Origin of the sequence: Pseudonocardia thermophila (genome assembly GCF_900142365.1) — a bacterium.
Classification (GTDB): Bacteria; Actinomycetota; Actinomycetes; order Mycobacteriales; family Pseudonocardiaceae; genus Pseudonocardia; species Pseudonocardia thermophila.
The window spans coordinates 231,942-247,278 of the sequence record NZ_FRAP01000007.1 but is presented as its reverse complement, the minus strand read 5'-3'; the positions used below and the strand labels follow the sequence as shown (position 1 = coordinate 247,278).

The 15,337-nt window shown below is 72.3% G+C and carries 13 protein-coding genes; 4 read left to right on the top strand and 9 right to left on the bottom strand.

Going from position 1 to position 15,337, the window contains the following annotated elements; translation table 11 throughout:
* Window positions 1-170: 170 nt before the first annotated feature.
* Window positions 171-1,310: an AI-2E family transporter gene (locus tag BUE41_RS11865; RefSeq protein WP_159444897.1), complete on the bottom strand. Its 1,140-nt coding sequence runs from the start codon at window positions 1,308-1,310 to the stop codon at window positions 171-173.
* Between the two features lie 141 nt (window positions 1,311-1,451).
* Here BUE41_RS11865 and BUE41_RS11860 point away from each other — a divergent pair, with 141 nt between their 5' ends.
* Window positions 1,452-3,815 carry an FdhF/YdeP family oxidoreductase gene (locus BUE41_RS11860; protein ID WP_073457084.1) on the top strand — a complete coding sequence of 788 codons (2,364 nt, stop codon included), beginning with the start codon at window positions 1,452-1,454 and terminating at the stop codon, window positions 3,813-3,815.
* Between the two features lie 94 nt (window positions 3,816-3,909).
* Here the strand turns inward: BUE41_RS11860 and BUE41_RS11855 are convergent, their stop codons facing one another.
* From BUE41_RS11855 to BUE41_RS11825, 7 genes are all read right to left on the bottom strand, one after another.
* Window positions 3,910-4,365 (bottom strand): nuclear transport factor 2 family protein, encoded by a 456-nt coding sequence (locus BUE41_RS11855; protein ID WP_073457083.1) that lies wholly within the window; start codon window positions 4,363-4,365, stop codon window positions 3,910-3,912.
* Between the two features lie 2 nt (window positions 4,366-4,367).
* On the bottom strand, window positions 4,368-5,339 hold the full coding sequence (locus tag BUE41_RS11850) for an LLM class flavin-dependent oxidoreductase (protein ID WP_073457082.1): 972 nt from the start codon (window positions 5,337-5,339) through the stop codon (window positions 4,368-4,370).
* Entirely contained in the window at window positions 5,339-6,340 is a 1,002-nt protein-coding gene (locus BUE41_RS11845) for an amidohydrolase family protein (protein ID WP_073457081.1), read from the bottom strand. The genes BUE41_RS11850 and BUE41_RS11845 overlap by 1 nt, the downstream gene beginning before the upstream one ends.
* Window positions 6,333-7,685 (bottom strand): metal-dependent hydrolase family protein, encoded by a 1,353-nt coding sequence (locus tag BUE41_RS11840; protein ID WP_143172097.1) that lies wholly within the window; start codon window positions 7,683-7,685, stop codon window positions 6,333-6,335. The genes BUE41_RS11845 and BUE41_RS11840 overlap by 8 nt, the downstream gene beginning before the upstream one ends.
* 89 nt (window positions 7,686-7,774) lie before the next feature.
* A complete protein-coding gene (locus tag BUE41_RS11835; RefSeq protein ID WP_084754786.1) occupies window positions 7,775-8,773 on the bottom strand; it encodes a zinc-dependent alcohol dehydrogenase in 999 nt (332 codons plus the stop codon).
* A 205-nt stretch (window positions 8,774-8,978) separates the two neighbouring features.
* Entirely contained in the window at window positions 8,979-10,391 is a 1,413-nt protein-coding gene (locus BUE41_RS11830) for a phenylacetate--CoA ligase family protein (protein ID WP_073457079.1), read from the bottom strand.
* A 173-nt stretch (window positions 10,392-10,564) separates the two neighbouring features.
* Window positions 10,565-11,680 (bottom strand): LLM class flavin-dependent oxidoreductase, encoded by a 1,116-nt coding sequence (locus BUE41_RS11825; protein ID WP_073457078.1) that lies wholly within the window; start codon window positions 11,678-11,680, stop codon window positions 10,565-10,567.
* A 179-nt stretch (window positions 11,681-11,859) separates the two neighbouring features.
* Here BUE41_RS11825 and BUE41_RS11820 point away from each other — a divergent pair, with 179 nt between their 5' ends.
* The 3 genes from BUE41_RS11820 to BUE41_RS11810 are packed head-to-tail and all read left to right on the top strand — an operon-like array spanning window position 11,860 to window position 14,644.
* Window positions 11,860-12,267, top strand: coding sequence for a Zn-ribbon domain-containing OB-fold protein (locus BUE41_RS11820; RefSeq protein WP_073457077.1), 408 nt, complete (start codon window positions 11,860-11,862; stop codon window positions 12,265-12,267).
* A complete protein-coding gene (locus BUE41_RS11815) occupies window positions 12,264-13,397 on the top strand; it encodes a thiolase family protein (RefSeq protein ID WP_073457076.1) in 1,134 nt (377 codons plus the stop codon). The genes BUE41_RS11820 and BUE41_RS11815 overlap by 4 nt, the downstream gene beginning before the upstream one ends.
* Window positions 13,394-14,644, top strand: coding sequence for a cytochrome P450 (locus BUE41_RS11810; RefSeq protein ID WP_073457075.1), 1,251 nt, complete (start codon window positions 13,394-13,396; stop codon window positions 14,642-14,644). The genes BUE41_RS11815 and BUE41_RS11810 overlap by 4 nt, the downstream gene beginning before the upstream one ends.
* Window positions 14,645-14,647: 3 nt before the next feature.
* On the opposite strand, the gene BUE41_RS11805 is transcribed toward BUE41_RS11810, so the two are convergent.
* Entirely contained in the window at window positions 14,648-15,283 is a 636-nt protein-coding gene (locus BUE41_RS11805) for a TetR/AcrR family transcriptional regulator (protein WP_073457074.1), read from the bottom strand.
* Window positions 15,284-15,337: the final 54 nt, after the last annotated feature.

Below are 15,337 nucleotides of genomic sequence, written 5' to 3'. Positions count from 1 at the left end.
CCCCTCTTCGGCCTGGATGTCGTCGAAGATCTTCTCCTCGTAGTCGACGATGGCGTCGCCCTCGTTGACCCGTTCGCCCACGATCTGAGCCACGGCGGCCCTCCTCGCTCATCCACTATCGGAGATGAGCGTTTACGATACTGGACGACGCAGGTCTGTCCACCGCGGCGTCAGTCGCCGGCCGGGGACCGCTCCGCGCCGGCGGAAGGTTCCACAGGCGCCTCGTCGGTCGGTGGCTCCGCCGGGCTCGTGCGCCGGATCAGCTCCTCGTCGATGTAGCGCAGGACGACGGCGACCGCCGCGGCGACCGGCACCGACAGGAACGCACCGGCGATCCCGAACAGCGTCGACCCGGCGGTGACGGCGAGCAGCACGACCGCGGCGTGCAGCCCCAGGCTGCGGGCCTGCAGGATCGGCTGCAGCACGTTGCCCTCGATCTGCTGCACCGCCACGATGATCACCAGCAGGATCAGCGCGGTCGTGAAGCCGTTGGTCACCAGGGCGACGAGCACCCCGAGCGCACCGGCGACGATCGCCCCGACGATCGGGATGAACCCGGCCAGGAACGTAAGGACCGCCAGCGGCAGCGCCAGCGGCACTCCGAGGATGAGCATCCCGGCGCCGATCAGAACCGCATCCACCAGGCTCACCAGGGCCTGGGTGCGGACGAACTCCCCCACGGTCCGCCAGACCCGCCGCAGCACCTCGGCCACGTGCCCGCCGGCGCCCGGCCCCGCGACCCGGATCAGCCACGGCAGGAACCGCGGCCCGTCCTTGATGAACAGGAACGTGAGCACCAGCGTCAGGAGGGCGGTGACGACGCCCGAGGCGAACCCGCTGACGCCGGTGATCACCCCCGACGCGATCGAGGTGACGCTCTGCTGCAGCTGCTCAGTGACCTGTCTGAGCGCGTCGTCGAGATCGCTCTGGGCGAGGTTGAGCGGCGGGCCGGAGAGCCAGTCGGTGATCGCCGCGATGCCGGCGATCGCGCTGTCGACGATCTGCCCGATCGAGCCGGACACCGACGCGCTGACGATCGCGATCACCACGCCGAGCACGACGACCCCGGCGACGATCACGGTCGCGGCGGCGGCGAGCGGTGGGAACCGCAGCCGCAGCAGCAGCGCGGTCGGCGGCCAGAGCAGCGCCGCGAGCACGATCGCCAGCAGCACCGGCAGCACCACCGACCACAGCGCCCCGATCAACCAGCCGAGGGCCACCAACCCCGCCCCCACGAGCAGCAGCCGCAGGCTCCAGCGCGCCATCCAGGTCACGCCCTGCCCGATGGCCCGCCCGCGCGTCGTCGTCACGGGCGAAGCGTGCCGCAGCCGGTGATCACGGCGCCACGAGGCGCGCCGGATTGGCGATCCCGCATCCGGGGTAGGACCCGGCATGCGCTGCGCACCCGCCTGCCCACCGGCCATACCGAACCTCACCCCGGAGGCCGGCGCATGAGCCGGCGGACCGACGACTACAGCGAAGCGGACGTCGAGGTCCACGGTCCGCAGGACCACGCGGCCGGGCCGACGGCGGTCGCGGTGGCGATGAAGCGCTCGCTGGAGCGGATGGGGCCGGTGCGCACCGCCCGGACCCTGCTGGCGCTGAACCAGGCCGAGGGCTTCGACTGCATGAGCTGCGCCTGGCCGGACCCCGATCCCGGGCACCGCGCCGTCGCCGAGTTCTGCGAGAACGGGGCGAAGGCCGTCGCCGAGGAGGCGACCAAGGACCGCGCGACGCCGGAGTTCTTCGCCCGCCACAGCATCGCCGAGCTGGCCGCCCGCACCGAGTACTGGCTGGGCCAGCAGGGCCGCATCACGCACCCGATGGTGCGGCGCCCGAACGCCTCCCACTACGAGCCCATCGAGTGGGACGAGGCGTTCCGGCTGGTCGCGGGCGAACTGAACGGGCTGGACTCGCCGGACGGGGCGACCTTCTACACGTCCGGCCGGGCCTCCAACGAGGCCGCCTTCGCCTACCAGCTCTTCGCTCGCGCGTTCGGCACGAACAACCTGCCGGACTGCTCGAACATGTGCCACGAGTCCACGTCGATCGCGCTGCAGGAGTCGATCGGGATCGGCAAGGCCAGCGTCACCCTGCCCGATCTCATCGGCGCCGACCTGATCGTGATCGCCGGCCAGAACCCCGGCACGAACCATCCGCGGATGCTCACCCAGCTCGAGCACGCCAAGCGGAACGGCGCCACGATCCTCACCGTCAACCCGCTGCGCGAGGCGGGCCTGACCCGGTTCAAGAACCCGCAGACCCCGCGCGGCGTCGTCGGGCCCGGCACCGCGCTCTCCGACCTGCACCTGCCGATCCGGGTCAACGGCGACCTCGCGCTGTTCCAGGCGATCGGCTCGCTGCTCGTCGAGTGGGACGCGCTCGACCACGACTTCATCGCGCAGCACACGACCGGGTTCGACGCGTGGCGGGCGCACGTCGCGCAGGTCGACCGGGACGTCGTCACCCGAGCCACGGGGCTCTCCTGGGACCGGATCACCGCGGCCGCCGAGCTGCTGCGCGACTCACGGCGCACCGTCTTCTGCTGGGCCATGGGCCTCACCCAGCACCGCAACGGGGTCGCGACGATCAAGGAGGTCGTCAACCTCGCGCTCGCCCAGGGCAACATCGGCAGGCCGGGCGCGGGGCTCTTCCCCGTCCGCGGGCACTCCAACGTGCAGGGCGACCGCACGATGGGCATCTGGGAGCGCGCGCCGCAGAGCTTCCTCGACGCGCTGCAGCGCGAGTTCGGGTTCGACCCGCCCCGCGCGCACGGCTTCGACACCGTCGACAGCATCCGCGCGATGCGCGACGGCGTCGTGAAGGTGTTCGTCGGGCTCGGCGGCAACTTCCTGCAGGCCGCGCCGGACACCCAGGTCACCGCGGCCGCGCTGCGCAACTGCCTGCTCACCGTGCAGATCTCGACCAAGCTCAACCGCTCGCACCTGATCGGCGGCCGCACCGCGCTCATCCTGCCGACGCTCGGCCGCACCGAGCAGGACGTGCAGGAGTCCGGCCCGCAGTTCGTCACCGTGGAGGACTCGACGTGCTCGGTGCACGCCTCCCGCGGACCGCTCCCGCCGGCGAGCCCGCACCTGCGCAGCGAGGTCGCGATCATCACCGGCATCGCCGAGGCGACCCTCGGCGCCCGCCACGGCATCGACTGGGCCGGCATGCGCGCCGACTACCGCCGCATCCGCGACCACATCTCGCGGGTCGTGCCCGGCTGTGAGAGCTACGAGGTGAACGTCCGCCGCCCCGGCGGGTTCGTCCTGCCGCACCCGCCGCGCGACACCCGCACCTTCGAGACGGAGTCGGGGCGCGCTGAGTTCGCCTGCTCCCCCGTGGAGATCGTCGACGTGCCCGACGGGCACCTGCTGCTGCAGACGCTGCGCAGCCACGACCAGTTCAACACCACGATCTACGGCCTCTCCGACCGCTACCGCGGCATCGAGGGCGGCCGCCGCGTCGTGTTCGCCCACCCCGACGACATCACCGCCCTCGGTTACCGCGACGGCGACCACGTCGACCTCGTGACCCACTGGGGCGGCGACGACCACATCCGCTGCGCGACCGACTTCCGCCTCGTCGCCTACGACGTCCCCCGCGGCACGGCCGCGGCCTACTACCCGGAGACCAACCCGCTCGTCCCGCTCGACTCCACGGCGCTGAAGAGCAACCAGCCGGTGTCGAAGTCCGTGGTCGTGCGGTTCACCGAGGCCGGGTCGCAGGAGTGCGCGGCCCAGGGCGCACAGGGGGCGCTCGGGCACGACTGGTCGCACAAGTCGAGGCCGGAGATCCGGCACCTGTCGTGATCGCCCGCTGGGCTGGCTGCACCGCTGGTGCGGGCGCCAGGGGCCTGCGGAACGCCACCGAGCGCACCGGGATCGGCCAGATCGTGCACCCCGGCTACGGCTGCTGGCGGGGAACCCAGACCCAGTCGATCTCCGGGCGGTTCTCGATCAGCGCCGCGTGCACCCGCCGCTCGGCGAGCAGCCAGCCCTCCTCCGGCGTCCGCCGCAGGACGTCGACGTAGCGCAGGTGGGCGCGCCACTGGCGGCCGTCCCACTCCTCGTGCGACGCGGTGACGTACGTCGTCGCCGTGGCCCGGTCCGCGTCGTCGGGGTCGAAGGTGATCAGGCTCTGGCCCAGCTGGTGGTGGGTGCGGCGGAACTGGGCCTGGCCCTTCGCGATCCGGGCCCGTACCGCAGCGCGCCCGGTGACGAGCCCGCCGCGGCCGGGGCCGTAGTCGGTGATGCAGTCGAGCGTGAAGCAGGCGGCGACGCCGTCCATGTCGTACTCGTCGACGCGTTCGCAGTAGCGCGCCATCAGGTCGGCGATGGCCGCCCGGTCCTCCAGCCGCACTCCTACTCCTCCCTGAGCCGGGGCAGGACCTCCCGCCCGAAGATCGCCAGCCGCTCCCGGGTGACCTCGAGCGGTTCGGGGAACAGCACCCGCAGCACGAGGTGCACGTCCGCCCAGTCGCGCAGCCGCTCGAGCACCGACCGCACCCCGGCGACGACGTCGTCGGCGTCGCCCGACACCTGCACGTAGGCGTCGATGTCGGCGTGCGGGCCGGAGACCAGGTCGGCGTAGACGGCCCGCCCGGCCTGGATCTCCTCGTAGGCGCGCTGCTGGCGGGAGAACGCCGCCCGCGCCGACTCCGCACCTGCGCCGTCGAGGATGCAGGTGATGTTCACCGCGCGGGTGAACGTCGCGTCGGCCGGGTCGCGCACGGTCGCGAGCTGCTCGGACGCGGCGTCGACGATGTGCGGCTCACCACGGCCGACGAGGTGCCCGTCGGCGAGCTGCCCGGCCCGGCGCACGGCGGCCGCCGCGTAGCCGCCGAGCCAGATCGGGATCGGGTGGGCGGGAGTCGGGGTCACGCGGACCCCGTGCAACCCGAGCTCGGGGCAGTCGAACTCCTTCCCCGTCCAGGCCTGCCGCAGCGCCCCGATCAGTGCGGACAGCCGCGCGCCCCGGGTCGCCGGGTCCACGCCGAACGCGCGGTACTCGTGCGCGGCGTAGCCGAGGCCGAGCCCGAGGATCAGCCGCCCGCCGCAGAGGCGGTCGACGACGGCGGCGTCCTCGGCGAGCCGCAGCGGGTGGTGCAGCGGGGCGAGCACCACACCCGTGCCGAGCTGGATCCGCTCGGTCACGGGCGCGAGTGCCGCCAGCATCGTCAGCGGCGACGGCAGGTACCCGTCGGGCAGGCCGTGGTGCTCGGTGACCCAGAACGAGTCGAAGCCGGCCTCCTCGGCGGCCACGGCCAGCGGCACCACGTCCCGGTAGTCGCTGTGCTGGCCCGTGTAGAGCCCGACGCCGAACTTGCGACCCACTACAGCCGCAGCAGCCGAGCCGCGTTGGCCGAGAGCGTCGCCCCCAGCTCACCGCCCGGCGCCTCCCCCGCGCCCGAGTCCCACCCGGCGAAGTTGGTGCCGAACACCAGCCGCTCGGTGCCCGCCTGCGCGATCAACAGCTGCAGCGACTGCTCGTCGTGCACGTGGGTGTCGAACCAGATCCGCCGGTAGAAGTGCTGGAACCCGTGCTCCTTCAACGCCTTGCTCGCCCACGACCGCTTCTCGACGGCCCGGCCGAACCGGCCCGCCACGAACGCCGCCGCACCGCCGCCGTGCGAGATGCACACGTCGAGTCCGGGGTGGCGCTCGAGCACCCCGCCGAACACCAACGCCGCGACCGCGAGGGTCTCCTCGTAGGCGAACCCGAAGGTGAGGTCGAGGTCGAAGCGCCGCAGCCGCGGATCGTCGGCCGGGCCGCCGGCCTTCCCCAGCGGGCTGGGGTGGACGAACAGCGGCACGTCCAGGTCGACGAGCGCCTCGTACAGCGGGTCGAGGGCGGGATCGTCGAGCGGGCGCCCCGCCGGGTCGGTGTCCATGTAGACCCCGGACATGCCGAGGTCGCGCACCGCCCGGCGGGCCTCCGCGACCGCCGCGTCGATGTCCTGGACGGGCAGCTGCGCGGTGGTCAGCAGCCGGCCGGGGTACTTGCCGGCCAGCTCCACGAGCGCGTCGTTGTGCGCCCGGGCGAACGCGATCGCGTCCGCCGCGGGCAGGTGGTTGAAGTAGGTGATCGGGTTGGGCGAGAGCACCTGGACGTCGATGCCGGCCGCGTCCATCGCGGCCACCCGCACGTCGACGTCCATGAAGGGGCTGCCGGCGTACTTGACGCCGTGCAGGTAGTAGTCGCCCACCCGGTAGAAGGGCGTGCCGTCGGGCGCGGTGCCCAGCTCGGGCCCGGCCTCGCCCGCGGCGCCCTCCGCCATCGCGAGCACGGCGTGGGCGTGGACGTCGATCACGCGTGCCGGTGCAGCATCAGACATGCGACAGCATCTCCAGCTGCTCCTCGGTGAACGCGAGCGAGCGGGTCAGCGGGCAGGCCGCCAGGAACCGCACCTGGTCGGACGACCGCATCTTGCGCTCCGGGATCGGCGTCTTGAGGTCGATCCGCTTGCCCTCCTTGATGACCTCGACGAGGGCGTCCTTGCGCTGCAGGACCTTGATGTCGGCGAGCGGGTCGCCGTCCACCACGAGCACGTCGGCGTACTTGCCGACCTCGATCGTGCCCACGTCGTCGGTGCGCATCGCGAACGCGCCGTTCTTCGTCGCCGCGACGATCGCGTCCATCGGGGACATGCCGATGTAGTCAACGAACATCTCCAGCTCGCGCGCGTGCCACTCGCCGACCGGGGTCACGGCGAACCCGGTCTCCGAGCCGGTCAGGAACTTCACGCCCGCGGCGTGCGCCTTCGCCAGCTGCTTGGCGGTGATCTCGATCTCGGCGCGGAACACGTCGAGCAGCTCGGGCGCGGTGCCGACCTTCTCGCCGTAGTCGGCGAGGTTGCCCAGCAGCGTGAACGTCGGGCACATCGCCGTGCCGTTCTCCACCACGGCCTCGATCGCCTCGTCGTCGAGGTACGAGGCGTGGTAGATCATGTCGACCCCGGCGCGGGCTGCGTCGCGGGTCGACTCCGCGTTGCGGCAGTGCGCCACGACCAGCGTGTTCAGCTCGTGCGCGGTGTCGCAGACGGTGCGCAGCTCGTCGAACGTCCAGACCTTGACCTCGGGCCCCTTCATCGACGGGATCAGGCCGGTCACCATGACCTTGATCCAGTCGACGCCGTACTTGATCTGCCGCCGGATCTCGTTGACCATCACGTCGCGCCCGTTGACGACGGTGGCGTACCCGGTGCGGCCCTCGTCCTTGATCATCCGGCCGGCGGTGCCGCCGAGCATCGTCATCAGGGCCTGCCCGCCGGCCCGCATGCGCGGACCCTCGACGATGCCGGTCTCGATCGCGTCCCGCAGCTCGACACCGATGTTCCACAGGCAGTCGGCGTCGAGCACGCTCGTGACGCCGGCGCGGAGCACCTTGCGCGCGTTGTAGGCCGACAGCATCGAGCTGTAGGCCTCGGTGCGGTGGTTGAACAGCTCGTCGTTACCGGTGGGCTCACCGAAGCTCAGGTGGGTGTGCGCGTCGACGAGCCCGGGCATCACGGTGCGGCCGGTCGCGTCGATGCGCTCGTCCTCCTCGGTCGCCTGCGCCAGCGCGTCCGCGCCGAGCGCCGCGATCCGCCCGTCGCGGATCAGGACGGCCTCGTCGTCGCGCGGTGCCGCCCCCGTGCCGTCGATGAGCCTGCCCCCGGTGATCAGCATGCCGCTGCCCACGGCGCCTCCTCGAACGTCGTTGATCGGAGCACCGATGAGGCGTCAGTGAACTGACGACTATCGGCGACCAGAGCAGTTTTGCACACAGGTCAGCAGCTGACCACCACCTTGACCGTCTCGGCAGGGCGGTCGATCGCGTGCCGGAACGCCGCTGCGACGTCGACCAGCGGGTACTCGGCGCTGACGAACCTCGCGACCGCAGCGCGGTTCGCCGTCACGGTGCGCAGCGCCTCGGGGAACAGGCCGGCGCGGGCACCGACGACCGAGATGCCGTCGAACAGCAGCCGCGGCACCGGGACCGCGAGCTCGTGCGCGGCCACCCCCACGACGACGAGCCGCCCTCCGGCTCCGGTGGCGGCCAGCGCGGCGGTGAGCCCGGCGCGTGCGCCGGAGGCCTCGAACACGACGTCCGCACCCTCACCGCCGGTCCACTCCGCGACCGCGCCCTCCTCCGCCGGGTCGGCCGCGGCGTCGGCACCGAGGTCCAGCGCGAGCGCCCGCCGCGCGGGCAGCGGATCGGTGATCATCACCGGCCGGCCCGCCGCCACCGCGGTCACCGTGATCGCCAACCCGATAGGACCGGCGCCGATCACGAGCAGCCGCTCGCCCCCGCGCAGCTCTGCGCGCGCGATCGCGGTCGCGGCGATGGAGAACGGCTCGACCAGCGCGGCCTCGACCGGGGTGAGCCCGTCGGCGGCGTGCAGCTGCTCCACCGGGACCACCAGCCGATCGGCCAACCCGCCGGGCAGCGCGACGCCGACCGCGCGGAACGCCCGGCACGCCGACCAAGCTCCGCGCACGCACGGCCGGCAGCTCCCGCACGGCAGTGAAGGGTCGACGGCCACCGTCTGCCCCACCCTCAGCGGGCCCCGGTAGCCGGGCGGCAGCGCCGCGATCGTGCCGCCGACCTCGTGGCCCTGCCGCAGCGGGAACCCGGTGTCGTGCCGCTCGCCGAGGAACATGTGCAGGTCGGTGCCGCACAGCCCGACCGCGCCGACGTCGACGACGACGTCCCCGGGGCCGGGCTCCGGGTCCGGGACCGCCTCGACGGCGATCACCCCGGGCCCGCTCGTCACCGCCGCACGCATCGCTCGCACCACACCTTTCCCGTACCGGACGTCAGGACACTGACGACTATCGGTGCGGCAGTGTGACACACCCGCGGCCGAACGAGGTTCCGGCGCGGTGGGGCCGAAACAGCAGGAAAGCCACCTCCCCGCCACCGAACGGCGGAGAAGCGGCTTTCCTGCACCTCTCCCGAGCCTGCCCGACCGGCAGGCCCGGGGAAGACCGTCAGGGGCGTTCGCGCTCGTCGACCACGCGTCGCGCCTTGAACGTCGTCTCCGGCAGCGTCCCCGGCTCCAGCAGCTCTACCGGCACGCGGATCGACACCGTCCGGCGCAGCGCGTCCTCGGCCTTCCGGGTGATCTCCTCGCGCCGCTTGTCGCGGTCGTCCTCCGACAGGGAGGCGAGCTCGCCCGAGACCGTGTGGGTCAGCTCGGCCTGCACGGTCAGCTCGTCGAGCGCGCCGACGGTGCGCACGTGGATGCGGAACTCCGGGCCGAGCTCCGGCACCGACCGCAGGCCCACCTCGATCGCGCTGGGGAAGACGTTGGCCCCGCGGATGACGAGCATGTCGTCGAGGCGCCCCAGGATGCCCTCGGGCAGCCGCGGGTAGGTGCGCCCGCACGGGCACGGCTCGGTGTCGAGGTAGGTCTCGTCGCCCGGCGCGAACCGGATCATCGGCTGGGAGTCGCGCCACAGGTGCGTGTAGACGACGGCGCCGCGCTGACCGACCGGGATCGGCTCGTTCAGGTCCTCGGCGTTGACGACCTCGGTGTAGACCTCGTCGATGAACAGGTGCGTGCCGGTGCCGGCGGTGCAGCCGACGTTGGTCTGGAACGGGTACATCTCCGACGTCGACCCGGCGTCGGCGACGGTGGCGCCCCAGCCCTCCTCGATGATCGTGCGGGTGCCGGGCAGGCTGCCGCCCGGCTCACCGCCGACGAGCAGGTGGCGGACGGTGCTCTCGCGCAGGTCGATGCCCATCTTCTCGGCCACCGAGAGCAGGTGGATGCAGTAGGACGGGGTCGCGCTGAAGACCGTCGAGCCCAGCCGCGAGATCAGCTCGAGGTGCTTCTCGGAGTCGGTGACCCCCAGCGGGAACAACGTCGCGCCGATGCGTTCGGCGCCCTGCACCACACCCCAGCCGCCGAAGAACAGGCCGAACGGGAACCCGACCTGCACGATGTCGTCGGGCCGCACCCCCGCGCACCACTGCGCCATCGCGTGCACCTCGCCGGCCCGTTCCCAGTCGCTGCGCGACACCGCGTACATCGTCGGCACACCCGAGGTGCCGGACGAACCGTGGATGCGGGCGATCCCGCCGGGCGGCAGCGGCTTGCTGTAGCTGCCGAACGGCGGGTGCTCACGCTGGTCGGCGACCAGCATCTTCTTGGTGATCACCGGGACCTTCGTGGTGAAGTCCTCGATGGAGCGCACCTGGTCGGGATGGAACCCGTGCTCGTCGTAGAGGCGCCGGTAGAACGGCAGCTCCTCGTAGACGTAGCGGAGCTGGTGCTGCATCCGCTCCAGGATGATCCGCTCGCGCGCGGCGGGCGCGAGCGTCTCCCGCTCCTCGTCCCAGAACCGGGGGAAGCCGCGCTCGTCCAGCTGGGTGGACCGCGGTCCGGCCGTGCTGCTCATGTCGCTCCTCGTCGCGGTGGTGCGGGTCCACATCCGGACCGGCCCGCCGACCGGCGGCGCACACGTGCCGACCGGACCGCCGGTGGGGGGGCTCGGCGGTCCGGTCGGCACGCCCGCCGTCCGGTCACCTGGGAGGAGGTGACCGGGCGCGGGCCGGTCGATGTCGGTGCGCGTCAGCTCTTGGCGAGGCCGAGGGCCACGTCGGCCATGCGCTTGCGGCGGGCCAGCCGCTCGCGCGGGGTGAACTGCGGCATCACGTAGCGGGCGAACAGCTCCAGGGAGCGGTTCCACTTGTCGGTGGTGACCCAGTCGCGGCAGTTGATCAGCAGTGTGCCGAAGCCGCCGACCGCCTCCTCCAGCTCCTTGATCTGGCGGATGCAGTCCTCGGGGCTGCCGATGATCCAGGGGATGTGCTCGACCATCCACTCGAACGTGAGGTCGGCGTCCGTCATGTCGTCGCCGATCTTCATCAGCGCGCCGAGGCCGAGGCCGAACAGGTAGTCGTAGGACCGCTTGACACCCTCGCGGATGTCGCGCATCGCCTGGTTCTTGTCGTCGGTCACGTAGACCTCACGGACGATGCGCCAGTTCTCGCGGGTCACGGCCGGGTCGATGCCCGCCTCCGCACCGGCGTCCAGCATCGCCTTGGCCATGCTGACCAGGTCGGGCGCGAGGTCGTAGCTGCCGTTGTCGATCGGCGCGAAGTGCACGCTGAGCGGCTTCCACCCGCGGGCGCCGCACTTGGCGAAGTTGTGCAGGCCGGTGAGGCCGGCGATCGCGAACGGCGGGACGTCCTGGTAGGGGCCGACCTGGAGCTGACGGTTCTCGTACTTCCAGTACACGCCCTCGTAGGTGACCGGCTCCTCGGAGGTCAGCAGCTGCCAGATGATCTCCAGCGCCTCGTTGGTGCGCGGCGCTGCCTCGGAGGGCTCCAGCCCGAACAGCTGCTTGTCGGTGGGCAGCCCGCCGCCGCCGAAGCCGTACTCGAGGCGGCCGTGGGTGAGGTGGTCGAGGAACGCCATCCGCTCGGCCACCAGGAACGGGTCCTGGTACGGCAGGTTGATCACCCCGGTGCCCAGGCGGATCCGGTGGGTCACGGCCGACGCCTTCGCGATGATGAACTCCGGGACGGGGACGTTCTCGAAGCCACCGGTGTGGTGCTCACCGATCCAGAACTCCGAGAAGCCGAGGCGTTCGGCTTCCACGATCGCCGCGATGTCCCGGTCGTACGACAACGTCCAGTTCTCGATCGGCGGGTGCTCCGGCATGGTGAAAAAGCCGAACTTCATCGATCGGACCTCCTGCGTCGGAACGGTTGCGCCTGGGCCGCGGACTCATGAGTGCAAACCCGGGTTCGGGTAAGTGCTGGCAGTAATGTGGCCCGAGCCACCCGATCTGTCAACCACCTGCCTTAAAGCCCCTCGATCGGGCGGCCCCTTGCTTGATAAACAAACGTCGAGTTGGTTACATGGCCGCGGTCGACGCCCTGGAGGAAGCCGTGCCGCACCCGATCACCGTCGATCCCCGTCCGCAGGTGACGACCGGTCCCGACGGCCTGCCGCGAGTGCTGGGCATACGGTGCCGGGCCTGCGGCGAGGTGGCCGCCTACCGCTGGCCGCGGTGCCCGGCCTGCCGCGGTGCGGTCGAACCCGCCGAGTTCGGCCCGGACGGCACCGTGTGGAGCGCGACGGTGGTCCGCATCCCCGTGTCCGGGCGGACGCCGCCCTACGCGCTCGCCTACGTCGATCTCGACGCCGGCCCGCGCGTGCTCGCCCACGTGCTGCCCGCAGGCGGCCCCGCGCCCGTGATCGGCAGCCGGGTCCGGCTCGCTGAGGCCACGCCGACCGGTGACGTCCAGGTGGAGGTGGTGCCATGACGAACGCGGTCGCCGTGCACGGTGTGGGGACGTCCCACTTCGGCCGGCAGCCCGAGCGCGACCTCGTCGCGCTGGCGTGGGACGCGGTGCACGAGGCGTTCACCGACGCCGGAGTGGAGGAGGTCGACGCGGTGTGGGTCGGCACCGTGTTCGGACCACCTGGGGTCGCCCAGCGGGTGCTGCGGGCCATGGGCATCACCGGGATCCCGGTGATCACCGTGGAGAACGCGTGCGCCAGTGGCACGACGGCGTTCGCCGAAGCCCACGAGGCGGTGCGGACCGGCCGCTACGAGCGGGTGCTCGCCCTCGGCATCGAGCAGATGAGCACCGCGTTCGACGGCGCCATCACGCCCGAGGACACCGATCCAGAGGGCCGCACCGGGCTCGCGCTGCCCGCGCTGTACGCGATGGCCGCGGCCCGCTACCTGCACCTGGGCGCCGCCACCCCCGAACAGCTCGCCGCGGTGTCGGTGAAGAACCACGCCCACGCTCTGCACAACCCGCGCGCGCAGTACTCCGGCCGGTACACGGTGGAGGAGGTGCTGGCGTCGCGGATGATCGCCGACCCGCTCACCCTCCTGCAGTGCTGCCCGACCTCCGACGGCGCTGCGGCGGCGGTGCTCGGCCCGGCCACGGGCGGCTCCCGCGAGGTACGGGTGCGCGGGCTCGCGCTGCGCAGCGGTGTCCCGTGGAACCACGCGTCCCCGCACGTCTGGGGCCACGACATCGTGCGCGACACCGCGGCCGACGCGCTCGCGGCCGCCGGGCTGGCCGATGTGGCCGACGTCGACGTGCTGGAGGTCCACGACGCCTTCACGATCGGCGAGATCGTCACGACGGAGGCGCTGGGCCTGGTGAAGCCCGGTGACGGCGGGGCCGCGGCGGCCCGCGGCGACACCGCGCTGGGCGGTGCGCACCCGGTGAACCCGTCGGGCGGACTGCTCTCGCGCGGACACCCGCTCGGCGCGACGGGCCTCGCCCAGATCGCGGAGATCACCTGGCAGCTGCGGGACGAGGCCGGGGCCCGACAGGTCGAGGGCGCCCGGCTCGGTCTGGTCGAGACGATGGGAGGCGGGGTGTCCGTGCTGGACGGCAACGCGTGCGTCGTCGTGCTCCTGGAGGCGCCGTGACGACGCACCACATCGATCCGCGGGTGGCCGACGTCGATCTGCTCAGCCCCGAGGCGGTCGCCGATCCGTACCCGGCGCTGGCGCTGCTGCGCGAGCACGACCCGGTGCACTGGAGCACGAAGTACCGCTCATGGTTCGTCACCCGCTACGACGACGTCGACGAGGCACTGCGCGATCCGCGGTTCTCCTCCGACCGGATCACGCCGTACCGGCGGGCCAAACTGGACGGCCCGGACGCCGATCCGGGGGTGCGGGCCGCGTTCGGGGTGCTCGAGGACTGGATGGTCTTCAAGGACCCGCCGGACCACACCCGGCTGCGCAAGCTGCTCAGCCGGGCGTTCACCCCGCGGGCGGTCGACCGGATGAGGCCGCGGGTCGCCGAGCTGGCCGACGAGCTGCTCGACGGGGTCCTCGCCGCGGGCACCGGGCGTGCGGACCTCATCCACGACTACGCCTACCCGCTGACCGCGTCGGTGATCGCGGAGATGCTCGGTGTGCCGCGCCGGGACCACCCCCGGTTCAAGGACTGGTCCGACCAGATCACCGGCCTGGTGTTCGGCGGCATGGGCGACCCGAACCGGCACGTCACCGGCGCCAACGGGATGGCCGAGCTGACCGAGTACCTGACCGAGCTGGTCCGCGAGCACGAGCGCAACCCCGCCGACGACCTGCTGTCGGCGCTGATCAGCGCCCGCGACGAGGGCGATGCCCTCAGCCAGGACGAGGTCATCTCCACGGGCGTGCTGCTGCTGTTCGCCGGCCACGAGACCACGACCAACCTGATCGGCAGCGGGCTGCTCGCGCTGCTGCGCCGTCCCGACCAGCGCGCGCTGCTCGCCGCCGATCCGTCGCTGGTCGGCAGCGCCGTCGACGAGCTGCTGCGCTACGACGGTCCGGCCAAGAGCGTGGCCAGGGTGATGGCCGAGGACGTGGAGCTGCGCGGGCGGCGGCTGCGCCGCGGCCAGCGCGTGTTCTTGTGCACGGCGGCGGCCAACCGCGACCCGGCCGTGTTCGAGGCTCCCGACCGGCTCGACATCACCCGCCGGCAGGGGCGGCACCTGGGCTTCGGCGTCGGTCTGCACTACTGCCTCGGGGCGCCGCTGGCCCGGCTGGAGGCGTCGGTGGCGATCCCGCGCGCGCTGGAGCGGCTGCCCGAGCTCGCGCCGGCGGAGGACCGGCTGCGCTGGCACCCGGTCCTGCTGACCCGCGGGCTGATCGAGTTCCCGGTGCGCTTCGCCGCGCGGTGAGCGTCAGGGCGCGCCGGCGCCCCTGGCCCGCGACGCCAGCATCGCCCGCATGCTCCCGCCGGCGATGAGGCCGCCGAGCGCCATGGCGAACACCTCGTCGGCGAGCGCCCGGTCGGCCTCCTCGCCGCGCGGGGTGAACCAGTGCTGCATCCAGTCGAGCATCCCGACGATCAGCCGCGCGACCGTGCGCGGATCGCTCGCCAGCGAGAACTCCCCCGTGGCCGCTCCCTCGGCGAGCAGGCCCTCGACCGCGGCCATGTACTGCGCGTCCATCTCGCGGAACTCGGCGAACCGCGGCGAGTTCTCGACGTGCCCGATGTGGCGCAGGTAGACGAACGCGGCCGGGTACCACTCGCTGAAGATCCGCACCTGCATGCGGACCAGCTCCTGCAGCCGGGTGGTGACGCTGCTCTGCGTGTCGGCGCGCAGCTTGTCCAGCTCGGACAGCAGCGCGCGCGCCGGCTGCTCGACGACGGCCAGCAGCAGCTCCTCCTTGCTGCCCACGTAGTTGTAGATGCTGCCCTTGAGGATGCCGACACGCGCGCCGATGCCCTCCAGCGTCGCGTTCTCGTAGCCCTTCTCGCGGAACTCCTCGCTCGCGGCGCGCAGGATCTCCGGCCAGCGGCTGGGACGAGGCATCGACGACTCCAGGACGAGGGCACGACCAACCAGGATCGTACCCAAACGAGGAGT